We start from the raw sequence: 21,851 nt of genomic DNA, 5'->3' as shown, positions 1-21,851 counted from the left end.
GAGACGAGGAGGAGTACGGACGTGGAAGTGCACGGCACAGTGGCCGAGGGCTTCGAGCCGGTCAGGGAAGCGTTCGTACGGAACTTCACGGCGCTCGGGGAGCGGGGCGCGGCCGTCGCCGTGTACCGGGACGGGCGGCGGGTCGTCGACCTGTGGGGCGGCACCCGGGACGTGGACGGCGACGCGCCCTGGCAGCGGGACACGGCCCAGGTCGTCCGCTCGGCGACCAAGGGGGTGGCCGCCGCCGTCCTGCTGCTGCTGCACCAGCGCGGCGAACTCGACCTCGACGCGCCGGTCGGGCACTACTGGCCGGAGTTCAAGGCGCGGGGCAAGGAACGCGTGCTGGTCCGGCACGTGCTGAACCACCGCGCCGGAGTGCCGGTCCTGGACCGCCCGCTGACCCCGCGGGAGGCGCTGGACCCGCTGCGCGGCCCCGAGGCCGTCGCCGCTCAGGCGCCCGTGTGGGAGCCGGGCACCGACCACGGCTACCACGCGCTGACGTACGGCTGGATGCTGGACGAACTGGTCCGGCGCGTGACGGGGCAGGGCACCGGAGCGTGGCTCGCCCGGCACCTCGCCGCCCCGCTCGGCCTGGACCTGTGGCTCGGGCTGCCGGACACCGAGGCGCACCGCGTGGGCCGGGTCGGCCGGGTCGAGGGGCCGGAGCCGGCCGGGGGTGTGCGGATGCGCCCCAAGCGTTCGGTCACCGCGGCGTACCAGGACCCCGCGTCCCTGACCCGCCGGGCCTTCGCCGCGATCAGCCCGTTCCCCGACCAGAACGACCCGGCGTACCGCAGGGCGGCCCTGCCCGCGGCCAACGGCATCGCGACGGCGGACGCCCTGGCCCGCCTCTACGCGGCGCTGACCGATGGGCTCGACGGCGCCCCGGCGCTGTTCACGCCCGAGACGGTGCGGCTGGCCCGGGCCGAGGAGTCGGCGGGCCCGGACCGTGTCCTGGTCGTGGGCACCCGCTTCGGCCTCGGCTACATGCTGCACGGCAGCGCCTCCCCCCTGCTGTCCCCCGGTTCCTTCGGCCACCCGGGACGCGGCGGTGCCCTCGGCTTCGCCGACCCCGAGTCGGGCATCGCCTTCGGCTACGTGACCAACGGCTTCCGCAGGACGGTGACGGCGGACCCGAGGGCGCAGGCGCTGGTGCGGGCGGTACGGCAGGCTCTGTCCGGCCGGATGTGACCCGCTAGATGTGAATCGGGTGCGAGGTCCGCCCCGACGCCTGGTCGATCTCGTCGTGCGCCTTGGTCAGCAGCTGCATGGCGAGCTCGTTGAGCGCCCGGGCCCCGGCGATCTCCTCGCCGACCCTCGGCTGGTTGGAGTCGGTCCGGTGCCGGGTCGCGTGCCCCCGGGCCCGTACCTCGCTGCCGTCGGGCAGCCGCACCAGCGCGACCGCCCGCGTGTGCTGGTCGTCCTCCTGGAACTCCAGCTCCACATGCCATCCCACAGCGGTGTGCAGTGCCATGACGATCACCTCCGGAACACCTAGTTCCAGGGTGCTCCCGAGGATGGCCCCGCGCACCCACGGCTAATGGGCGTGCAGCATCAGCCCGATCCCCGCGACCACCAGGGCCGCCGCCGCGATCCGCGGGGCACCGAAGCGCTCCTTGAAGAACACCGCCCCGATCGCCGCGCCGACGATGATCGAGGACTCCCGCAGCGCGGCGACGGGCGCGAGATCGGCCCGGGTCTGCGCCCACAGGACCAGGGCGTACGCCATGACCGACAGGGCCGCGCCCGGGAGGCCGAGGCCCAGGTGGGGGCGGAGCACGGCCGCTGTCCGCCCGCGCAGGCGCGTGACGGCATAGGCGGGCACGACCGTGCCCTGGACGGCCATCAGCCAGGCGATGTAGCCGAGGGAGGAGCCGGAGGCGCGTACGCCCAGGCCGTCGACGACGGTGTAGGCCGCGATGGTCAGGCCGGTGGCGAGGGCGGCGCCGATCGCCGCCCAGTTCGGCCGGTGCCCGCGCAGCCCCCACAGGGCGACGCCGGTCAGCCCCGCGCAGGACACCGCGATCCCGGCGGCGCCCCACCCGTCGGGCACCTCGTGCGCGAAGACGGCGGCGAGCACCGTGACGACCAGGGGCGCGCTGCCCCGGGCGATGGGGTAGGCCTGCCCGAAGTCGCCCAGCCGGAAGGACCGCATCAGCAGCGCGTAGTAGACGATGTGGGTGGCGGCCGAGGCGAGCAGGTACGGCCAGGCCTCCCCCGCCGGGAACGCCACGAACGGCGCGAGGGCCAGCCCGATCAGCAGCCCGCCGCCGGAGATCAGCGTGAAGCCGACGAGCTTGTCGGGGATCTTGTGGGCGATGGCGTTCCACGCGGCGTGCGTGACGGCGGCGAGCAGGACGGCGGCCGTGACCAGCGGGGTCACGCGGAGCGCTCACGCACGTCCACGAGGGTGCCGCCGGCGTGCGTGATCAGTTCCTTCGGTGCCATCGGGAAGACGGTGTACGGGGTGCCGGCCGCCGCCCACACGGTGTCGTGCGCGAGCAGCCCCCGGTCCGCCAGCACCCGGGTGCGCCGCACATGCCCGAAGGGCGGCACGCCGCCGATGGCGTACCCGGTCGTCTCCCGTACGACGTCCGGCCTGGCCCGGGTGACCCGCTCCGCCCCGAGCTCGCGCCGGACCCGCTCGACGTCGACCCGGGAGGCCCCGTCCATGAGGACCAGCACGGGCTCCCCGTCCGCCGCGAAGATCAGCGACTTGCAGATCTGGCCCAGCTCGCACCCGAGGGCCGCGGCGGCCTCGGCGGCGGTCCGGGTGGCCTCGGGGAAGCGGCGGACCCGCGGGAGAAGTTCCTCCAGTCCGAGCTCGCGCAGGGCATCCGCGAAGCGGGGGTGGGCTCCCTGGCCCTCGGCGTCGGTGGCGGCTGTCGTCGTCATGCAGGGCACCGTAGCGGTGCGTGCAGGGGGCAGGCGACCGGGTTACGGGGGCCTCGGACCAGGCCCACGCCGGCCGCTCGGCCGTGTCACGCGTACAGCTTCTCCACCTCGTCCGCGAAGTCGCGCATGATCACCTCGCGGCGCAGCTTCATCGACGGGGTCAGATGGCCCGCCGCCTCCGTGAAGTCGACGGGCAGGACGGCGAAGCGGCGGATCGACTCGGGCCGGGAGACCAGCTTGTTGGCCTCGTCGACGGCGCGTTGCAGCACCGCCCGCAGCTCCTCGTCGTCCAGCAGCAGCCCGGGCGGCACCGGGTGCTTGCCGTTCATGCGGCGCCAGTGGGCGATGCCGTCCGGGTCGAGGGTGATCAGCGCCGAGACGTACGGGCGGCCGTCGCCCAGCACGATGCACTGGGAGATCAGCGGGTGGGAGCGCAGCCAGTTCTCCAGGGGCGCCGGGGCGACGCTCTTGCCGCCGGCGGTGATCAGCATCTCCTTCTTGCGGCCCGTGATCGTCAGGTAGCCCTCGTCGTCGAGCTCGCCGAGGTCGCCGGTGGCGAGCCAGCCGTCGGGAGCCGCGGGGACCACCCCGCCCGCCGCCGGGTCCCAGTAGCCGCGCAGCACGTGGTCGCCCGCCACCAGGATCTCGCCGTCGGCCGCGATCCGGACCCGGGTGCCGGGCAGCGGCCAGCCGACCGTGCCGAGCCGGGGCTTGAGCGGGGGTGTCACGGTGGCGGCGCCCGTGGTCTCCGTCAAGCCGTACCCCTCGAAGATCTCGATGCCGGCGCCGGCGTAGAACGCGGCCAGCCGGCGGCCGAGCGGGGAGCCGCCGCAGATGGCGTACTTCACCCGGCCGCCCATGGCGGTGCGGATCCGCCGGTAGACCAGCGGGTCGTAGAAGGCGCGGGCCGTCTTCAGCGCCCGGGTCGGGCCGGAGCCGGTGCCGGTCTGCTGGGCCTCCAGGGCCTCGCCGTAGCGGCGGGCCACCGCCACCGCCCGGTCGAAGGCGGCCACCCTGCCGCCCGCCTCGGCCTTCGCGCGGGCGGTGTTGAACACCTTCTCCAGCATGTACGGGATGGCCAGCAGGCAGGTCGGCCGGAAGCTCGCCAGGTCCGGCAGCAGGTCGTCGGCCTTGATGCTCGGCGCGTGGCCCAGCCGGACCCGGGCGCGGACGCAGGCGATCGCCACCATGCGGCCGAAGACGTGGGACATGGGCAGGAACAGCAGGACCGAGGCCTCCTCGCTGGTCCGGGACCTGAAGACCGGGTAGAGGAGCTCGATGGCGTTGTCGACCTCGGCGAAGAAGTTGCCGTGGGTGAGGGCGCAGCCCTTGGGGCGGCCGGTGGTGCCGGAGGTGTAGATGAGGGTGGCGAGGGTGTCCGGGGCGAGCATGCCGCGCCGGACCTCCACCTCCGCGTCCGGGACGTGGGCGCCGAGTTCCGCGAGCCGCGCCACGTGGCCCTTCTCGACGACCCACACGGACCGCAGATCGGGCAGGCGTTCCCGCTCGGGGCCGAGGGCGGCGGCCTGGGCGGCGGTCTCGGTGACCAGGGCGACCGCGCCGGAGTCCTGGAGGATCCAGCGGGCCTGGTAGACGGAGGAGGTGGGGTAGATGGGGACGGTGACCAGGCCCGCCGCCCACGCGGCGAAGTCCAGCAGCGTCCACTCGTAGATCGTGCGGGCCATCACCGCGACCCGGTCGCCGGGCACCAGGCCCTCGGCGATCAGGCCCTTGGCCAGGGCCAGCACCTCGGCGGCGAACCCGGCCGCCGTCACGTCCCTCCACCGCCCGTCGGCGTTCTTCCGGCTGAGGACCACCGCGCCCGGGGCCGCGGCCGCGTTGTCGAACGGCAGGTCGGCCAGCGACCCGTGCCGCACCGGCTGCGCGAGGGGCGGTACGGACGCCTCCCGCACCACCCCGTCCAGCCGCCGGGTCTCGGGCTCGACGAGGACGGGCCCGCCGTACACGTCACCGAAGGCGGAGGAGGGATACGCAGTGGACACGGGGCGACTCCTGGGGCGTGCAGCGGAGAACTGCTTGCTGCATGACGTACGTGCCTCGCACGCCGATGCGCTCAACGGCTGGAACCCGCCGAAAGGGGTTACTCACGGTAGGAACCGGATCGTACGGGCCCCACGTGGCGGGTTTGTGCGGGTTCGACGGTGGTCCGGAGCCAGGCCTGTGCAATATCGGGGGTCAGGTGAGAGGTCTTCACGTTCTCCCCCGGCTCACCCCCGCGTGACCGTCACGCCCGCTCCAGGACCGCCGTCACCCCCTGCCCGCCCGCCGCGCAGACGGAGATCAGCCCCCGGCCGGGCGCGTCCCGTTCGGCCAGCAGCTTGGCCAGGGTGGCCACGATGCGGGCGCCGGTCGCGGCGAAGGGGTGCCCGGTGGCGAGGGAGGAGCCGGCGACGTTGAGGCGGGCGCGGTCCACCGGCGGCAGCCCGCGCTTCTCCCAGGCGGCGAGGGTGGCCAGCACCTGGGAGGCGAACGCCTCGTGGATCTCGATCAGGTCGAAGTCGTCCAGGCCGAGGCCCGCCCGCTCCAGCATGCGCGGGACCGCGTACGCCGGGGCCATCAGCAGCCCGTCCTCGCCGTCCGCGACATCGCCGTGCACGAAGTCGACGGCCGCCGTCTCGTACGCCGTCAGGTACGCCAGCGGCTCCAGGCCCCGGGCCCGCGCCCACTCCTCGCTCGCCAGCAGCACGACCGCCGCGCCGTCGGTGAGCGGGGTCGAGTTGCCCGCGGTCATGGTCGGCTCGGGCTGGTCCAGGCCGAACACCGGCTTGAGCGTGGCGAGTTTCTCCACGGTCGAGCCGGGGCGCAGGTTCTGGTCGCGGGCCAGGCCGCGGAAGGGGACCACCAGGTCCTGGAAGAAGCCGCGTTCGTACGCCGCCGCCAGCCGCTGGTGGCTGGCGGCGGCCAGCTCGTCCTGCGCCCGGCGGCCGATGCCCCAGGCCCGGGCGGTGACGGCGGCGTGCTCGCCCATGGACAGGCCGGTGCGCGGCTCGGCGTTGCGCGGGATGTCGGGGACCAGGTGGCCGGGACGGATCTTCGCCAGGGCCTTCAGCCGGGCGCCCGCCGACGTGGCCCGCCGGGCCTCCAGCAGGATCCGGCGCAGGTGGTCGTTGACGCCGAGCGGGGCGTCGCTGGCGGTGTCGGAGCCGCCCGCGATCGCCGACTCGGTCTGCCCGAGGGCGATCTTGTTGGCGGCGGCGATGACGGCCTGCAGCCCGGTGCCGCAGGCCTGCTGGATGTCGTACGCGGGTGTGCGGGGGTCCAGCTTCGAGCCGAGGACCGTCTCGCGGGCCAGGTTGAAGTCACGGGCGTGCTTGAGGACCGCTCCGGCGACGAACTCGCCCACCGCACCCGGCTCCTGGAGCCCGTGCCGCTCGACGAGGCCGTCGAGGGCGGCGGTGAGCATCTCCTGGTTGGAGGCGGTGGCGTAGGGCCCGTCGGAGCGGGCGAAGGGGATGCGGCTGCCGCCGATGACGGCGACCCGCCGCGCCTGCGGCGGACTGAGCGGCTGCTGGGGGCTCATCTCGACCTGCTCCTCACCCGTGACATAGCATTACCTCCGGTAACCTTACTCCAGAGTAAGGAATTGTCGGAGCCCTCGCAGCTGGGAGTACCCCATGGCCGACCGCTATCTGAGCTTCACCGGCACCGCGCCCGGCCGCTTCCTCACCCGCCGCCTCGGCCTGCCCCAGCCGGCGGCGCTGCGGCGCTGGTCACCGCAGCGGCCGGTCCTCGACGGCGGCCTGCTGCACCTCACGGCGGGCAGCTCGGCCCTCGACCTGGCGCCCGTCCTCGCCCGTACGGGGCTGGGGGCCGACGCGGGCCGCCCGGCCGCCGTGGTCCTGGACGCCACCGGGGTACGCGGCGTCGAGGACCTGGCCGAGGTGCACGCGGCGCTGCACCCGGTCGTACGGTCGATCGCCACCAGCGGACGCGTGCTCGTGCTCGGCGCCCCGCTCGATGCGGCCGACCACCACCAGGCCGCCGCCCAGCAGGCTTTGGAGGGCTTCACCCGCTCCCTGGGCAAGGAGATCGGCCGGGGCAGGACCGTGAACCTCCTGCGCCTCACCGACGCCGCCGCCGCCGAGTCCACCCTGCGCTTCCTGCTGTCCCCCAAGTCGGCCTACGTCAGCGGCCAGGTCATCGAGGTCGGCACCGGGCAGGTGCAGGCACCCGCCGACTGGGAGCGCCCCCTGGCCGGCCGCACCGCCCTGGTCACCGGCGCCGCGCGCGGCATCGGCGAGGCGGTCGCCGAGACCCTGGCCCGCGACGGCGCCACGGTCGTCGTCCTCGACGTGCCGCAGGCCGAACAGGACGCCCGGCGCGTCGCCGAACGCCTCGGCGGCACCGCGCTCACCTGCGACATCACCTCCGGCGACGCGGGCGAGCAGATCGCCGCGGCCCTGCCGGACGGCCTGGACATCCTCATCCACAACGCGGGCATCATCCGCGACCGGCGCCTGGTCAACATGTCCGCCGACCGCTTCGGCTCCGTCCTCGACGTCAACCTGGCGAGCGTGCTGCGCACCACCGACGCGCTGCTCGGCAAGGGCGTCCTGCGGCCCGGCGGCCGGGTCGTGGCCACCGCCTCCATCGCGGGGATCGCGGGCAACACCGGCCAGACCAACTACGGGGCGAGCAAGGCGGGCGTCATCGGCCTGGTCCGCTCCCTCGCGCCGCGCGCCCTCGCCGAGCACCGGGTCACGGTCAACGCGGTCGCGCCGGGCTTCATCGAGACGAAGATGACCGCCGCCATCCCGCTGGTCATCCGCGAGGCGGGCCGCCGGATGAACTCCCTCGCCCAGGGCGGGCTGCCCGTCGACGTCGCCGAGACCCACGCCTGGCTCGCGCACCCGGCCTCGGGCGCGGTCAACGGGCAGGTCGTCCGGGTCTGCGGCCAGAGCCTGCTGGGGGCGTAGTGTCCGTCACGCTGACCAAGGCCCCCTCCCTCCCGCCGCTGCTCGCCCGCGGCGCCCTGCTGTCCCCCTTCAAACGGCCGGGCCCGGACGCGCAGTTCCCGCGCACCGAACTGGTGCTGCCCGACCTGCGCGCCGACCTGGCGCGGCTGGCGGCGTACGAGCGGGTGTGCGGCTTCCCGACCGGCGCGGACACCCTGCCGGTGACGTATCCGCACGTGCTGGGCTTCCCGCTGGCCATGCGGCTGATGAGCGGCCGGGACTTCCCGCTGCCGTTGCTGGGCCTGGTCCACACCTCGCTCTCGCTGACCCGGCACCGGGCGCTGCCGGTCGGCGCGGCGTACGACGTCGCCGTGCGGGTGGAGGGGCTGGCGCCGCACCGGCGCGGCACCGAGGCCGCGGTGCGCACCGAACTCCGGTACGGCGGCGAGGTCGTGTGGGAGTCGCGCAGCACCTACCTGGCCCGCCACCGCACCCACCACCGGCCCACCGCGGACAGACCCGCGGCGGAGCCCCCCAAGCCCCTGCCGGCCGTCGCCGAGTGGCGCCTCGGCGCGGACGTCGGGCGCCGGTACGCCGCCGCCTCCGGAGACCGCAACCCCATCCACCTCCACCCGCTCACCGCCCGGCTGTTCGGCTTCCCCCGGGCGATCGCCCACGGCATGTGGACGGTGGCCCGCTGCCTGGCCGCCCACGGCACCCCGGACACGGCCGCGGTCCGGGCGGACTTCCGGGCACCGGTGCTGCTGCCGGGGACGGTGACGTACGCGGCGGAGGGCGGCAGGTTCGAACTGCGCGGCCGAGACGACCGACTGCACCTGACGGGCGAGATCCAGTCCGGGTGACCGGTTCGCCCGGGCGAACGCCGCCGCCCGAGGCGGGCTCCAGGCCCCCCGCGAGACCGGCCGCCAGGGCTGACCCCGGTCAGATCCACCGCCGAGCCCCACCGTGCGCGAACTGCACGCCGCCCGCCGGCGCCCGTCGGCTACGCCGGCTGCTCCCGCTCCTCCGGCGGGGACCACGGCCGCCCTGCCATCAGGTCCCCCAGGCCCGCCCAGGCGAAGTTCATCAGGGTGGCCGCCGCCTGCCGGGCGGTGACGCCCGGGGTGGCGTTCGCCCAGGCGGCGAGGGACTCGGCGGCGCCCACCAGGGCCTCGGCGAGGCCGGCGACCTCCCGTTCGGGCAGGTCGGGGTCGTGGTGGGCTTCCCGTGCGGCGGCGAGGATCAGCTGGGTCACGAACGCGACGATCTCCTCGCGCATCGCGGTGACCTCGGCCGCGAACGGCTCGCCGTGCGTGCGGGCCTGGAGATGCAGCACCGCCCAGCCGTCGGGGTGCTGGGCGGTGTGCTGGAAGAACGCCCGCAGTCCTTCCCAGAGTTGACGGTCGGCCGCCAGGCCGGGGCGCGCCCCGGCGCGGACCGCCGCCGTCAGGGCGGCGGCCTCCCGGCGGATGCAGGCCGTGAAGAGGTCCTCCTTGGAGTTCAGGTACAGGTACACCAACGGCTTGGAGACACCGGCGAGTTCGGCGATCTCGTCCATCGACGCGGCCATGTACCCGCGCTGCCCGAAGGTCCGTACGGCGGCGTCCAGCATCTGCTGCTCACGGACCGCACGCGGCATGCGCTTGCTCTTCACGGCACCCATGCGTATCAGCGTACGGTCCGGGGCAGCCGGTCAGGTCCGGCTCAGGCCGTGGCCGTCACCGGACGCCGCTCGTCCGACGGCTCGGGCTCGTCCACCGGGGAGGTGCGGACGCTGTCGTAGGCGTCCCGGTCGAGCAGGTTCTCGCGGGCCGAGACGATGACCGGCACCAGGGCCTGTCCGGCGACGTTGGTCGCGGTGCGGATCATGTCCAGGATCGGGTCGATGGCGAGCAGCAGGCCGACGCCCTCCATGGGCAGGCCCAGCGTGGACAGGGTGAGCGTCAGCATGACGGTCGCCCCGGTCAGGCCGGCCGTGGCGGCGGAGCCGACCACCGACACGAACGCGATCAGCAGGTAGTCGCCGACGCCGAGCTGGATGCCGAAGATCTGGGCGACGAAGATCGCGGCGATGGCGGGGTAGACGGCGGCGCAGCCGTCCATCTTGGTGGTGGCGCCGAACGGCACCGCGAAGGAGGCGTACTCGCGCGGCACACCGAGCCGCTCGGTGACCTTCTGGGTCAGCGGCATGGTGCCCACCGACGACCGGGAGACGAAGGCCAGCTGGATCGCGGGCCAGGCGCCCTTGAAGAACTGCACCGGGTTGGCCTTGGCGACGGTGCCGAGCAGCAGCGGGTAGACGCCGAACAGCACGATCAGGCAGCCGACGTAGATGTCGGCGGTGAAGGTGGCGTACTTGCCGATCAGGTCCCAGCCGTAGGTGGCGATGGCGTAGCCGATGAGGCCGACGGTGCCGAGCGGGGCGAGCCGGATGACCCACCACAGCGCCTTCTGGAGCAGCTCCAGCACGGACTCGCTGAGGGTGAGGATCGGCTGGGCCTTCTCGCCGAGCTGGAGCGCGGCGATACCGGCGACGGCGGCCATGAAGACGATCTGCAGCACGTTCAGCTCGGTGAACGGCGTGATGACGTCGGTGGGGATGATGCCGGTCAGGAAGTCGAGCCAGGAGCCGGTCTTCTCGGGCAGCTTGCCGTCCTTGGGCGTGAGGCCCGTGCCGGCGCCCGGGTTGGTGAGCAGGCCGATCACCAGGCCGATGCTGACCGCGATCAGCGAGGTGATCATGAACCAGAGCAGGGTGCGGGAGGCCAGGCGGGCCGCGTTGTTGACCTTCCGCAGGTTGGTGATCGAGACCAGGATCGCGAAGAAGACGAGCGGGGCGACGGCGAGCTTGAGCAGGCCGACGAAGGTGTCACCGATCTTTTCCAGGGTCGTCACGAGCCAGGACACGTCCAGGCTGCGGGCGACCCAGCCGAGGACCACGCCCAGGGCGAGGCCGAGGAGGATCTGGGCCCAGAAGGGCACCTTCAAACGCTTCGTGGGGGACGGGGCTGTCTTCATTTCAACGACCGTAACACCTGAACTTTGAGACCCCCAAAGCCTTACTTTGAGAGGCGGAGGCCGAAAATGACCCCCACAAACGCAAATCGCCCCGGTATGCAGGGGTTTGAGAACCCCCCGCACACCGGGGCGCCGTACAGATGTGACCGACCTTACGCGGTCCTTACCCGAGGGCCTTACGAGGTCTGCCCCTGAGCCCGGGCGGCGTCGTCGGCGCCGTCCTCCTGGCTGCGGCTGGCCTCGAGGTTGGCCTTCATCCGGTCCACGCGCTGCACGATCTGCGCGGAGGCCCGGTCGCGCTCCCCGCGCAGCGCCACGAAGCTGATCGGGGCCGAGATCACCAGGGAGAGCAGGATGATCCACATGCCGTTCGACGAGCCGAGCCCGCGCGGGAAGACTCCGGCGTAGACGAGGCCCCAGACGACCACGAGGCAGCCCACGAAGATCCCGAGGCGCATCAGCGTGTAGCGGAGCATCTCAACCCACTCTTCCGTATCTATCGGCCGGAACGTCCCAAAGGGGCACCGTCCAGTGAAGCACGCCGGGCCGCCGGTCTCGCAGGGGGGTGGGTACGCGGCTCAGTGCAGTTCCAGCAGCATGATCACGTCGTCCCGGTCGTCGCCCGGGGCGACCCGGATCGCGCCGGGCACGCGCCCGACCTCCTTGTAGCCGCAGGAGGCGTAGAAACGCTCCAGTCCCAGGCCGCCCCGGCAGGTCAGCCGGATCGCCTCGATGCCCTCGCACGACCGGGCGGCGTCCGCGGCGGCCGCCAGCAGGTCACGGCCGTAGCCCCGGCCCTGGTGACGGGGGTGCACCATCACCGTGTACAGCCACAGCCAGTGCGTCATCAGCCGGTGGGTGTTGAAGGTGAGGAACGCGGTGGCGGCGACCCCGCCCTCCTCGTCGTGCCCGACGAGCAGCCGGGACCGGCCCTCCGCCATCGCCGTGAAGTGCTTCACGAGCTCCGGCCGGATCCTCTCCCGGGTCACCGGCGGCACGAATCCCACGGCGCCGCCCGCGTTGGACACGTCGGTCCACAGATCGAGGAGCCCGTCACGGAGCTCGGGGGTGACGGGCGGATCGAGGGTGAACGTAAGAGGCACGCCGGGATCGTATCTGCGACGACCGTTCCCGCGCCTACGCCAGTTCCCGTGCCGCCACCCTCAGGTCCGCCACCAGTCCCTCGTACGCCGCCTGCCGCTCCCGGTCGTCCCGCGCCCGCAGCACGGAGGACGGATGCACGGTCGCCACCAGCTTCTCCGGCCGGCCGTGGATCTCCCGCTCCAGCACCGCCCCGCGCACCTCCCCCACCCGGAACGCCGAACCGAGCAGGGCCTTGCCGGCCGTCGCGCCCAGGACCACGATCAGCTCCGGCTCCACGAGCGCCAGCTCGGCGGCCAGCCAGGGCCCGCACGCCGTCATCTCACGCAGGCTGGGGGCCTTGTGGATACGGCGCTTGCGGGGCTCGGCCCGAGTGAACTTGAAGTGCTTGACGGCGTTGGTCACGTACGCCTCGCCGGGGTCGATGCCGGCCTCGGCCAGCGCCCGGTCCAGCAGCTTCCCGGCCGGGCCCACGAAGGGCCGGCCCTGGCGGTCCTCCTGGTCGCCGGGCTGCTCGCCGACGAGCATGACGCGCGCGTGCGGGTGGCCGGTGCCGAAGACCGTCTGGGTGGCGTCGCGGTGCAGGGGGCAGCCGCGACAGGCGGCAGCTGCCGCACGCAGCTCGTCGAGCCCCGCCCCGGCGGGGAGGAAGGGCTCGGCGGTGTACGCGTCCTCGGGAGCCTTCGTGCCGGGCATGGCTGCCGGGTACCCCGGGTCGCGGGCGGCGAACGACGGGCCGGGCCGGCCTCACACCCGCATCGGCTGCGGCGCCTCGCGCCGGGCCGGGTCCGGGCCCTCGTACTCGCGGATGATCTCGTACCGCGTGTTGCGTTCCACCGGGCGGAAGCCCGCGTCCCTGATCAGCTCCAGGAGGTCCTCGCGGGTCAGCTTGTTCGGGGTGCCGAAGTTGTCCGCGTCATGGGTGATCTTGTACTCGACGACCGAGCCGTCCATGTCGTCCGCGCCGAACTGCAGGGCCAGCTGGGCGGTGTTGATGCCGTGCATCACCCAGAAGACCTTGACGTGGGGGACGTTGTCGAACAGCAGCCGGGAGACCGCGAAGGTCTTCAGGGCCTCCGCGCCGGTCGCCATCTGCGTCCGGGCCTGGAGCCGGTTGCGGACCTTGCCGTCCTTCATGTCGACGAAGTCGTGCTGGTAGCGCAGCGGGATGAAGACCTGGAACCCGCCGGTCTCGTCCTGCAGTTCGCGCAGCCGCAGCACGTGGTCGACGCGGTGGCGGGGCTCCTCGATGTGCCCGTACAGCATGGTGCACGGGGTCTTCAGGCCCTTCTCGTGCGCCAGGCGGTGGATGCGCGACCAGTCCTCCCAGTGGGTGCGGTGGTCGACGATGTGCTGCCGGACCTCCCAGTCGAAGATCTCCGCGCCGCCGCCGGTGAGCGACTCCAGGCCGGCGTCGATCAGCTCGTCCAGGATCTCGCCGGCGCTCAGGCCCGAGATCGTCTCGAAGTGGTGGATCTCGGTGGCGGTGAACGCCTTCAGGGAGACGTGCGGCAGGGCCTTCTTCAGTTCCCGCAGCGAGCGCGGGTAGTAGCGCCACGGCAGGTTGGGGTGCAGGCCGTTGACGATGTGCAGCTCGGTGAGGTTCTCCGACTCCATCGCCTTGGCGAGCTTCACGGCCTCCTCGATGCGCATCGTGTACGCGTCCTTCTCCCCCGGCTTGCGCTGGAAGGAGCAGTACGCGCAGGAGGCCGTGCACACGTTGGTCATGTTGAGGTGCCGGTTGACGTTGAAGTGCACGACGTCGCCGTTCTTGCGGGTGCGCACCTCGTGGGCGAGTCCGCCGAGCCAGGCCAGGTCGTCCGACTCGTACAGCGCGATGCCGTCCTCGCGGGTCAGCCGCTCACCGGAGCGGACCTTCTCCTCCAGCTCGCGCTTGAGCCCGACGTCCATGCCGTTACCTCCACCTAGAGACAGACTCCGTCAACCGTAGCCCTACGCCGGCTCGGGCAGGTCACCCACCCGGTTCTCCCACTTCGTGGACAGCACGATGGTGGTACGGGTCCTCGAGACGCCCTTGGTGCCGCTGAGCCGGCGGATGATCTTCTCCAGGCCGTCCACGTCGGTGGCCCGCACCTTGAGCATGAACGAGTCGTCCCCGGCGATGAACCAGCAGTCCTCGATCTCCGGCAGGTCCTTCAGCCGGCGGGCGACGTCCTCGTGGTCGGCGGCGTCGGACAGCGAGATGCCGATCAGGGCGGTGACGCCGAGGCCCAGCGAGGCGGCGTCGACGGTGGCGCGGTAGCCGGTGATGACACCGGCCGCCTCCAGCCGGTTGATGCGGTCGGTGACGCTCGGCCCCGACAGGCCGACGAGGCGCCCCAGCTCCGCGTAGGAGGCCCGGCCGTTCTCCCTGAGGGCCTGGATGAGCTGCCTGTCCACCGCGTCCATGCGATCGAAGCCTTCCGCTGAAGAGGTCTGAGGTCTGAGGTCTGAGAGGTCTGAAGAGGTCGGAAGAAGGGGGCGTGCGCTCAGGTGGCGGGACCGGACCCGCCGCCGAGTTCACCCTCCCAACGGCGATAGAGCCGGTGCGGCACGCCCGCCGCGTCCAGGACGCGTCCGGCGACGAAGTCCACCAGGTCCTGGATGTGCGTCGCGCCCGCGTAGAAGGCCGGGGAGGCGGGCACCACGGTCGCGCCCGCGTCGTCCAGGGCGACCAGGTGCCGCAGGGTCTGGCCGTTCAGCGGGGTCTCCCGTACGGCCACCACGAGCCTGCGGCCCTCCTTCAGGGTCACGCTCGCCGCCCGCTGCAGCAGGTCCTTGGACAGCCCGAGCGCCACCCCGGCCACGCAGGCCGTCGAGGCGGGCACGATGAGCATGCCCTTGGCCGGGTACGACCCCGAGGACGGCCCGGCCGCCAGGTCCCCGGCGTTCCAGTACCGCACCCCGTCGAGGTCCACGGCGAAGGCGTCCGGCTTCCCGTCGGCCCCCCGGGCCAGCCATTCCCGCAGATCGTCACGCCAGTGGGCGTCCCGGAAGGAGATCCCGGTCTCGTCGAGGAGGGTGAGCCGCGAGGCCCGGCTGACGACCAGGTCGACGGCTTCCCCGGCGGCGAGCAGTGCCCGCAGCACGGCGGCGGCGTACGGCGTACCGGACGCCCCGGACACCCCCACGATCCAAGGCGCGCGCTGCGTTTCTCCTGCGTTCACATCTTGAGCCTACCGGCGAGTCCGGACGTACTCAGGACCGGCCGGGCGCCTTCGGGTCGACGGGGAGCCGTCCGGTGGGGATCGTCAGCCTCCCCAGGGGCGTGTCGACCGTGAGGTCCCGGCCGTAGGGGATGGTGTCGCGGCCGCGGTAGCCGTCGGGGCCGGGGTTCCACATGGTCACGACGTGGCCTTGGAGCGGATCGAGGATCAGGTAGTTGGCGATGCCTCGCGAGGCGTATCGACGGGGCTTCACGTCGTAGTCACGGCGGATGCTCTCCGGGGACACCACCTCGGCGACCAGCTCGATGAGATCGGCCGGATAGGCGCTGAGGTTCTCGGCTTCGGCCTCGGCCGGGATCACGGCCAGGTCGGGGCAGAACTCGTTGGCGTCGTCGAACGGGAACGCGACCTCGCTCACCAGGGCCCACCCGGAGGGCAGCTGGTCCTCGGCGATGGCCCACAGGCGCTGAATGGTCTTCCCGTGGAACGGCCTGACCGGGTTCATCACGATGCTGCCCTCGACAATCTCCGTCAGGTAGCCGGGGAACATGTCCTCCAGCTTGCTGAGCTGCGAGTGCAGGCGATCGATGCCCGAGACGGTCACGGTGGCCTCCCTGGGGTCCTGCCCTCGATGGTAGGCCGCACCGTATTCACACGGTCAGACCACGAACCACCAGATCCAGCAGCGCGCACCCGAACAGGGCGATGCCGATGAAGCCGTTGACGCTGAAGAACGCCCTGTTCACGCGGGACAGGTCGTGGGGGCGGACGAGGGTGTGCTCGTAGAGGAACGCGCCCGCCACGATGACCAGGCCCAGCCAGAAGAAGGGGCCCGCGCCGGTGGCCAGGGCGTACCAGACGAACAGGGCCGTGGTCACGGCGTGGCAGCCCCGCGCGCCCCAGATCGCCGCGGGCACGCCGAAGCGGGCCGGGACCGATTTGACGCCGATCTCGCGGTCGGTCTCCACGTCCTGGCAGGCGTAGATGAGGTCGAAGCCGCCGATCCAGATCCCGACCGCGAGGCCGAGGATCACCGCGTCCCAGGACCAGGTGCCGGTGACGGCCAGCCAGCCGCCGACCGGTCCCATGGCCTGGGCGAGACCCAGGATGGCCTGCGGGAAGTTCGTGAACCGCTTGCCGTACGGATAGACCACCATCGGGATCACCGCGACGGGGGCCAGCGCCAGGCACAGCGGGTTGAGCGCGGCCGCCGAGGCGAGGAAGACGACCAGGGCGATCAGCGCGCCCGTCCAGGCGTGCTTGACCGACATCGCGCCGGTCACCAGCTCGCGGTGCGCCGTACGCGGGTTACGGGCGTCGATCTCCCGGTCGATGATGCGGTTCACCGCCATCGCGAAGGTGCGCAGGCCGACCATCGCGAGGGTGACCAGGAGCAGCCGTCCCCAGTGGATGTTCCTGTCCAGCTGGTACATCGCGGTCAGCGAGGCGATGTAGGCGAAGGGCAGCGCGAAGACCGAGTGCTCGATCATCACCAGGCGCAGGAAGGCCTTGGTGCGTCCGGGCTGCGGGATCGCGGCGGAGGCGCTGGTCACAGGCCGTACTCCTTCCAGCGGCGGTCCACCAGGGCGGCCGTCTCCGGGTCGGACTCCACCATGTCGGGCCAGCCGCCGTCGCGCGTGTACCCCTCCTCGGGCCACTTCCGCGTCGCGTCGATGCCCGCCTTGCCGCCCCAGAACTGCTGGTAGGAGGCGTGGTCGAGGTGGTCGACCGGGCCCTCGACGACCGTGAGGTCGCGGGAGTAGTCGGTGTTGCCCAGCGCCCGCCAGGCGACCTCGTGCAGGTCGTGCACGTCGCAGTCGGCGTCGACGACCACGATCAGCTTGGTCAGCGACATCATGTGGGCGCCCCAGATGGCGTGCATCACCTTCTGCGCGTGCTTGGGGTACTTCTTGTCGATCGAGACGATCGCGCAGTTGTGGAAGCCGCCCGCCTCGGGCAGGTGGTAGTCCACGATGTCCGGGATGATGATCTTCAGCAGCGGCAGGAAGAAGCGTTCCGTCGCACGGCCCAGCGGGCCGTCCTCCGTCGGCGGCCGGCCGACGACGATCGACTGGAGCAGGGGACGGCGGCGCATCGTCACGCAGTCGATGGTCAGCGCGGGGAACGGCTCCTGCGGCGTGTAGAAGCCGGTGTGGTCGCCGAACGGCCCCTCCGGGAGCATCTCGCCCGGCTCCAGCCACCCCTCCAGCACGACCTCCGCCTGCGCCGGCACCTGCAACGGCACCGTCTTGCAGTCGACCATCTCGATCCGCTTGCCCGCGATGAACCCGGCGAACAGGTACTCGTCGATGTCCCCGGGCAGCGGCGCGGTGGAGGCGTACGTCACGGCCGGCGGGCACCCGAAGGCGATCGCGACCGGCAGCCGCTCGCCCCTCCGGGCCGCCACCTGGTAGTGGTTGCGGCTGTCCTTGTGGATCTGCCAGTGCATGCCGATGGTGCGCCGGTCGTGCCGCTGGAGCCGGTACAGCCCGAGGTTGCGGATGCCCGTCACCGGGTCCTTGGTGTGCGTGAGCCCCAGGTTGAAGAAGGAGCCGCCGTCCTTGGGCCAGGTGAACAGGGCGGGCAGCCGGTCCAGGTCCACGTCGTCACCGTGCAGCACCACTTCCTGCACGGGCGCGTCCCCGGACTTCACCTTCCTCGGCGGTACGTGCGTCATCGCGCCGAGCTTCCCGAAGGCCTCGCGCACGCCGACGAACCCCTGCGGCAGCTCGGGCCTGAGCAGCCCGCCGATCTTGTCCGAGATCTCGCCGTACGACTTCAGCCCCAGGGCCTTCAGCAGCCGCCGGTCGGTGCCGTACACGTTCATCGCGAGCGGCATGCTCGACCCGCGCACGTTCTCGAAGAGCAGCGCCGGGCCGCCGGACTTCTGGACCCGGTCGACGATCTCACCGACCTCCAGATACGGGTCGACCTCGGCCTTGATGCGCTTGAGGTCGCCCTCGCGCTCCAGCGCCCTGAGCAGGGAGCGAAGATCGTCGTAAGCCATGGGGTCAAGTATCCCCGAGCGGATACTCTGGCCCTGTACCGCCCACCGCTTTCGCTGAGAGGCCGCATGCTCCGGGTACTGATGTTCCTCGTGCCGCTGGCGCTGAGCGTGTACGCGTTCATCGACTGCATCAGCACGAAGGACGAGGACATCCGCCACATGCCCAAGCCGCTGTGGGCGATCCTCGTGCTGCTGTTCCCTCTCGTCGGCTCGATCTCCTGGATCATCGCCGGGAAGAAGCGCACCCTGGCCGCCGGCCGGCCCCGGCAGTGGGTGGCGCCCGACGACAACCCGGAGTTCTTGAGGTCCCTCGAAGAGGAGAAGAAGAGGGACGAGGATCCCAAGCGGGACGAATCCTGAGGCAGGGCTGGTGCTCTGACTTCAGGCGCGCCCGGCAAGCACGTGCCGCTACGCGGGGGACCAGCCCCGCTCGCAGAGCACGAGCCGGTAGCCGTCCGGGTCCTCGATCGTGACGCCCCACCGGTTCCAGTACGGGTTCGGCGACGGTACCCGCTTGCCGCCGTGTTCCTCCAGCCGCGTGACCAGGTCATCGGGCACCGGGCCGTCGACGTAGATCACCAGCAGGTCCTCCTCGGTGGGCCGGGGCTCGACGGCGGGCTCGTGGACCAGCTCCAGATGCCAGCCGGCGTCCGGCCAGCCCACCATCAGCAGGTCGTGCTCACCGGGTTCCGGCCCGCTCTCGGCCCGCCACACCACATCGAGCCCCAGCCCCCGCACCCAGAACCGCTCGGCCACCGCCAGGTCCCGGGAGGGCCGGGCGACGCGGAGGTGACTACGACCGTTGACGGGCATCCCGACCTCTTCCTGAGCTGCCGATTCCTGCTCGACAGCTTAGGTATCAGGCTCTCGCGCGGGCATCGGCCGATCGTCCTGGATCACAGGTCCTAGTCGGACTAGAGCAGTTCGGCCTGCGGCACCTCCTCGACCTTGAGGTGTGCGGCACCGAAGGTCTTCTCCAGGACGGGCTCGGCCCGCTCGAGGGAGTCGACGCCGACCGACACCCATCCCCGTTCGTCCACGGCGACCTCCCGCAGCTCGAAGGTGGCGTCGAAGCGGTGCATGTCCTCGCCGATCCGGTCCGCCAGGGCGTCCAGGGTGCGGCGGTTGACGTCCGTGTCGTGCAGCCGGACCGTCACGCCCTTCTCGACGGCGTCGCACACGTCCGCGTCGAAGGCGGCGGAGGGGATGCGCCAGACGTCCACGACGTCCTTGTCCTCGTCGAGGGAAAGGCCCGTGTAGACGGCGGAGTGACGCCGGGTGGCGGTGAGCCGGTCGATGTGGTCCAGCACGCGCTGGAGCGGCATGCTGTGCGCGGGCCGCACGCCGGTGCACTCGGATGTGGCGGCGTACGTGTCGGGGGTGTCGCCGTACAGCACGGCAGCGGTCACCACGCCACAGGTGGCCAGTGCGGTCGCGACCCTGATGCGGTTGCTCATGGCACTGTGACGCCGGAAGGGGGCGGGAGGTTCAGCCCTTGAGCGCCGTGACGAAGGCGGACCAGGCCCTGCGCTGCACAACCAGGACCGGGCCGTCAGGGTTCTTGCTGTCACGAACGGGGACGGTGTCGGGGAAACCGGGGGCTATTTCGATGCAGTTGCCGCCGTTGCCGTCGCTGTAGCTGCTCTTGATCCAGTGCGCCGTGCCGAGCTCGTTGCTGTCCATGGTGCTCGTACCTCTCCATCGCCTCGTGGATCAGAGCGGCGGACTGGGGAGCTGACGGAGCGTCCGCCCTGAGCACATCATAGAGCTGGTTGTAGCGCTCGTAGACGGCCGGATCGTTGGTGAAATGGCCGCGGTTGAGGGACTCCGAGTAGAGCCACTGCTGCCCGTCCGGCAACGTGATCAAGGACATGGAGCCGCTGGGGCGGACCAGTTCGGCGGGACCGGCGGGCGCTACCTGGATGCGGATGTTCGTGCGCTGCGCGAGGCTGATCAGGTGCGCGCACTGGGCCCGCATGACCGCCGGGCTGCCGACCACGTTGCGCAGGCAGCTCTCATCGAGGACGACGACGTACAGCGGCCCGCGATCGGCGAGGAAGCGCTGCTGGCGGCTCAGTCGGGCGCGCACTCGCTCTTCCAGCTCCACACCACTCACATAGCGGGAGGACAGCGCCCGGGCGTAGTCCGCCGTCTGCAACAGACCGGGGATGACACGCTCCTGGTACTCCCGCAGGGTCACGGCCACCGCATCCATCTCAGCCCTGCGCCGGAACCAGTCGGGATGCTCCACCTGCGGATACCAGTCGATGCGGCCCCACAGCCGCATCAGCACCCCACCCGTCTCCAGCACCTCGTCGCACTTCTTGGCGAACGTGTCCTGCGGGACCCGCCTCCCCGCCTCCACCCGCGCGACATGGGAACGGTCGCACGGGATCCGGGACGCGAGGGCCTCCTGCGTCAGCAGCGCGGCTTCGCGGTAGTGGCGCAGCAGTTCGCCGAACACGGCGGCCGTACTCGTGCCCGCCCCGGACTCGGCGTTGCGTCGGCTCACGGTGTCCCCCCTCGTGACAGTGATCCAGTGGCACGCGTGAAGCGTTGATACGGACGGTTCCCGTGGGCGACGCTCAACACACACTGAGTGACCAAGTGGGCACGGAGAGATCATGGTTGAGCGGATCGCGCAGGACATCGGCAGGGGAACGCTCGTGTACGACCCCGAGTCGGGCAAGGTCGGCGAGTATCAGGGCAAGGCGGGCCCGTACGCGATGCTGCGGCCGGTCGGCGGGGGCCGGGAGTGGGAGGCGGACGCGGGCCGGATCCGCCCGGCGACCGCGCAGGAGCGGCTGAGCGCGGAGGTGCAGGCGGCCAACGTCCGGTCACAGGGAGGGCGTTGCGGGGTGGAGGACCTGAGCCGGCCGCCCGTGCCGGTGCCCGGCTGCGGGGACTGTGCGGAGCTGGCCGTACGGCGGGATCAGGCCCGGGCCCGCGCCGACGGTACAGCCGAGACCGACGCGAACGTGCTGCTGCGCCGGCACCAGCGTGGCGACCACGCGGGGGTGACGGACCGGCCCGTCCGCAGGCTGTTCCGGTACGTGCCGTACGCGATCGTGCAGGACCCGTCGGCGGAACCGGAGTACGAGGCCCGTTGTGTCTCGGGTGAGGAGGCCGACTGCGGGGCCTCCTCCGGGCCGTGCCGGGGGCCGGAGGAGGTCGAGGAGTGGCAGCGCCGGCACACGCAGGAGACCCGGCACACCCGCTACCGGCGCAGTTTCGCGGACTACGCGGTGCTGGAGCGGCAGGGCTGAGGGCCGGCCGGTCAGGACTGCTCGATCAGCTTCCTCAGCCCGGGCGGGAGCTCCCCGAGGTGGTCGACGACGGCCAGACGGTACTCCCCGGGTGCCTCCGCCACCGCGATGGCGATGCCCGGGTCCACTCCCCGGAGGGCGAACGCGGTCGTCAGGGTGGGGCCCTCCCCGTCGTCGCCGTCGCCGGGGGTGTCGTCGCACGCCGGACGGGTGGCCCGGCCGAGCGGCTCCCCCACGGGGAGGCCGGTTTCCCCGTGGCCCAGGTATCTGCGGCTGTCGTACTCGACGACGTACGCGCAGGACGGCGCGGCCTGGCCCCCGTCGTCCGGCGCCGACGTGCAGGCCGCGCAGAGCGCGGCCGCGGTGGCCGCCGGCAGCGCCCAGGCCGGGCCGCGTCGGCGGTGCGGTGGTGATGCCTTCATCGGTCACGCCTCCTGGTGGCCGGCTGGACCCGTGCGCACGGATCCCGTACGGGGACGTG

General features: G+C 72.2%; 26 protein-coding genes. 5 read left to right on the top strand and 21 right to left on the bottom strand.

The features are described from left to right. The first annotated feature begins 21 nt into the window (after positions 1 to 21). Complete coding sequence (locus AB0K80_RS17775) at positions 22 to 1,191, top strand: serine hydrolase domain-containing protein (protein ID WP_365670540.1); 1,170 nt, start codon at positions 22 to 24, stop codon at positions 1,189 to 1,191. A 4-nt stretch (positions 1,192 to 1,195) separates the two neighbouring features. On the opposite strand, the gene AB0K80_RS17770 is transcribed toward AB0K80_RS17775, so the two are convergent. From AB0K80_RS17770 to AB0K80_RS17750, 5 genes are all read right to left on the bottom strand, one after another. Next, on the bottom strand, positions 1,196 to 1,474 hold the full coding sequence (locus tag AB0K80_RS17770) for a DUF1876 domain-containing protein (protein WP_365670538.1): 279 nt from the start codon (positions 1,472 to 1,474) through the stop codon (positions 1,196 to 1,198). Between the two features lie 63 nt (positions 1,475 to 1,537). Next, positions 1,538 to 2,383 (bottom strand): DMT family transporter, encoded by an 846-nt coding sequence (locus AB0K80_RS17765; RefSeq protein WP_365670536.1) that lies wholly within the window; start codon positions 2,381 to 2,383, stop codon positions 1,538 to 1,540. Beyond that, complete coding sequence (locus AB0K80_RS17760) at positions 2,380 to 2,895, bottom strand: YbaK/EbsC family protein (protein WP_365670534.1); 516 nt, start codon at positions 2,893 to 2,895, stop codon at positions 2,380 to 2,382. The genes AB0K80_RS17765 and AB0K80_RS17760 overlap by 4 nt, the downstream gene beginning before the upstream one ends. 86 nt (positions 2,896 to 2,981) lie before the next feature. Then, positions 2,982 to 4,898, bottom strand: coding sequence for a long-chain fatty acid--CoA ligase (locus tag AB0K80_RS17755; RefSeq protein ID WP_365670532.1), 1,917 nt, complete (start codon positions 4,896 to 4,898; stop codon positions 2,982 to 2,984). A gap of 242 nt (positions 4,899 to 5,140) precedes the next feature. Next, on the bottom strand, positions 5,141 to 6,436 hold the full coding sequence (locus tag AB0K80_RS17750; protein WP_365670530.1) for an acetyl-CoA C-acetyltransferase: 1,296 nt from the start codon (positions 6,434 to 6,436) through the stop codon (positions 5,141 to 5,143). 94 nt (positions 6,437 to 6,530) lie between these two features. Here AB0K80_RS17750 and AB0K80_RS17745 point away from each other — a divergent pair, with 94 nt between their 5' ends. Continuing rightward, the gene (locus AB0K80_RS17745) at positions 6,531 to 7,832 is read left to right on the top strand and encodes a 3-oxoacyl-ACP reductase (RefSeq protein WP_365670528.1); all 1,302 of its coding nucleotides are present in this window, start codon (positions 6,531 to 6,533) and stop codon (positions 7,830 to 7,832) included. Further along, positions 7,832 to 8,674, top strand: a complete 843-nt coding sequence (locus AB0K80_RS17740; RefSeq protein ID WP_365670526.1) for a MaoC/PaaZ C-terminal domain-containing protein — start codon at positions 7,832 to 7,834, stop codon at positions 8,672 to 8,674. Before AB0K80_RS17745 ends, AB0K80_RS17740 begins: the two co-directional genes overlap by 1 nt. A 140-nt stretch (positions 8,675 to 8,814) precedes the next feature. Here AB0K80_RS17740 and AB0K80_RS17735 read toward each other — a convergent pair whose 3' ends face one another. The 11 genes from AB0K80_RS17735 to AB0K80_RS17685 form a co-directional block, all read right to left on the bottom strand. Then, complete coding sequence (locus AB0K80_RS17735) at positions 8,815 to 9,474, bottom strand: TetR/AcrR family transcriptional regulator (RefSeq protein WP_365670524.1); 660 nt, start codon at positions 9,472 to 9,474, stop codon at positions 8,815 to 8,817. A 41-nt stretch (positions 9,475 to 9,515) separates the two neighbouring features. After that, positions 9,516 to 10,829, bottom strand: coding sequence for a dicarboxylate/amino acid:cation symporter (locus AB0K80_RS17730; protein WP_365670522.1), 1,314 nt, complete (start codon positions 10,827 to 10,829; stop codon positions 9,516 to 9,518). Positions 10,830 to 11,005: 176 nt separating this feature from the next. Continuing rightward, a complete protein-coding gene (locus AB0K80_RS17725; RefSeq protein WP_365670519.1) occupies positions 11,006 to 11,305 on the bottom strand; it encodes a DUF4229 domain-containing protein in 300 nt (99 codons plus the stop codon). Between the two features lie 102 nt (positions 11,306 to 11,407). Next, positions 11,408 to 11,932 (bottom strand): GNAT family N-acetyltransferase, encoded by a 525-nt coding sequence (locus tag AB0K80_RS17720; protein WP_365670516.1) that lies wholly within the window; start codon positions 11,930 to 11,932, stop codon positions 11,408 to 11,410. 34 nt (positions 11,933 to 11,966) lie between these two features. Next, a complete protein-coding gene (locus AB0K80_RS17715) occupies positions 11,967 to 12,626 on the bottom strand; it encodes a UdgX family uracil-DNA binding protein (protein WP_365670513.1) in 660 nt (219 codons plus the stop codon). A 51-nt stretch (positions 12,627 to 12,677) separates the two neighbouring features. After that, a complete protein-coding gene (gene mqnE, locus AB0K80_RS17710; protein WP_365670511.1) occupies positions 12,678 to 13,841 on the bottom strand; it encodes an aminofutalosine synthase MqnE in 1,164 nt (387 codons plus the stop codon). 42 nt (positions 13,842 to 13,883) lie between these two features. Further along, positions 13,884 to 14,339, bottom strand: a complete 456-nt coding sequence (locus AB0K80_RS17705; protein ID WP_365670509.1) for an Lrp/AsnC family transcriptional regulator — start codon at positions 14,337 to 14,339, stop codon at positions 13,884 to 13,886. A gap of 80 nt (positions 14,340 to 14,419) precedes the next feature. Beyond that, on the bottom strand, positions 14,420 to 15,097 hold the full coding sequence (locus AB0K80_RS17700; RefSeq protein WP_365670507.1) for a UbiX family flavin prenyltransferase: 678 nt from the start codon (positions 15,095 to 15,097) through the stop codon (positions 14,420 to 14,422). 31 nt (positions 15,098 to 15,128) lie between these two features. Next, positions 15,129 to 15,701 (bottom strand): Uma2 family endonuclease, encoded by a 573-nt coding sequence (locus tag AB0K80_RS17695; protein ID WP_365670505.1) that lies wholly within the window; start codon positions 15,699 to 15,701, stop codon positions 15,129 to 15,131. Between the two features lie 46 nt (positions 15,702 to 15,747). Continuing rightward, a complete protein-coding gene (mqnP, locus tag AB0K80_RS17690) occupies positions 15,748 to 16,650 on the bottom strand; it encodes a menaquinone biosynthesis prenyltransferase MqnP (RefSeq protein ID WP_365670503.1) in 903 nt (300 codons plus the stop codon). Next, positions 16,647 to 18,104 carry a menaquinone biosynthesis decarboxylase gene (locus AB0K80_RS17685; RefSeq protein ID WP_365670501.1) on the bottom strand — a complete coding sequence of 486 codons (1,458 nt, stop codon included), beginning with the start codon at positions 18,102 to 18,104 and terminating at the stop codon, positions 16,647 to 16,649. The genes mqnP and AB0K80_RS17685 overlap by 4 nt, the downstream gene beginning before the upstream one ends. Positions 18,105 to 18,170: 66 nt before the next feature. On the opposite strand from AB0K80_RS17685, the gene AB0K80_RS17680 reads away from it, so the two are divergent. Beyond that, positions 18,171 to 18,464, top strand: a complete 294-nt coding sequence (locus AB0K80_RS17680) for a PLD nuclease N-terminal domain-containing protein (protein ID WP_365670499.1) — start codon at positions 18,171 to 18,173, stop codon at positions 18,462 to 18,464. A gap of 48 nt (positions 18,465 to 18,512) precedes the next feature. Here AB0K80_RS17680 and AB0K80_RS17675 read toward each other — a convergent pair whose 3' ends face one another. From AB0K80_RS17675 to AB0K80_RS17660, 4 genes are all read right to left on the bottom strand, one after another. After that, the gene (locus AB0K80_RS17675) at positions 18,513 to 18,917 is read right to left on the bottom strand and encodes a VOC family protein (RefSeq protein ID WP_365670498.1); all 405 of its coding nucleotides are present in this window, start codon (positions 18,915 to 18,917) and stop codon (positions 18,513 to 18,515) included. Between the two features lie 101 nt (positions 18,918 to 19,018). Beyond that, complete coding sequence (locus tag AB0K80_RS17670; RefSeq protein WP_365670496.1) at positions 19,019 to 19,561, bottom strand: hypothetical protein; 543 nt, start codon at positions 19,559 to 19,561, stop codon at positions 19,019 to 19,021. 31 nt (positions 19,562 to 19,592) lie between these two features. Then, the gene (locus tag AB0K80_RS17665) at positions 19,593 to 19,709 is read right to left on the bottom strand and encodes a DUF397 domain-containing protein (RefSeq protein WP_365670827.1); all 117 of its coding nucleotides are present in this window, start codon (positions 19,707 to 19,709) and stop codon (positions 19,593 to 19,595) included. After that, positions 19,672 to 20,616, bottom strand: coding sequence for a helix-turn-helix transcriptional regulator (locus tag AB0K80_RS17660; protein ID WP_365670494.1), 945 nt, complete (start codon positions 20,614 to 20,616; stop codon positions 19,672 to 19,674). The genes AB0K80_RS17665 and AB0K80_RS17660 overlap by 38 nt, the downstream gene beginning before the upstream one ends. Positions 20,617 to 20,728: 112 nt before the next feature. On the opposite strand from AB0K80_RS17660, the gene AB0K80_RS17655 reads away from it, so the two are divergent. Beyond that, the gene (locus AB0K80_RS17655) at positions 20,729 to 21,370 is read left to right on the top strand and encodes a hypothetical protein (protein ID WP_365670492.1); all 642 of its coding nucleotides are present in this window, start codon (positions 20,729 to 20,731) and stop codon (positions 21,368 to 21,370) included. Between the two features lie 11 nt (positions 21,371 to 21,381). Here AB0K80_RS17655 and AB0K80_RS17650 read toward each other — a convergent pair whose 3' ends face one another. Continuing rightward, on the bottom strand, positions 21,382 to 21,792 hold the full coding sequence (locus AB0K80_RS17650) for a DUF6281 family protein (protein WP_365670490.1): 411 nt from the start codon (positions 21,790 to 21,792) through the stop codon (positions 21,382 to 21,384). Between the last annotated feature and the right edge of the window lie 59 nt (positions 21,793 to 21,851).

The sequence above is a fragment of the Streptomyces sp. NPDC052682 genome (assembly GCF_040678435.1).
Taxonomy (GTDB): Bacteria; Actinomycetota; Actinomycetes; order Streptomycetales; family Streptomycetaceae; genus Streptomyces.
The sequence above is the reverse complement of the archived record's forward strand: the minus strand, read 5'-3'. Positions and strand labels throughout refer to the sequence as shown.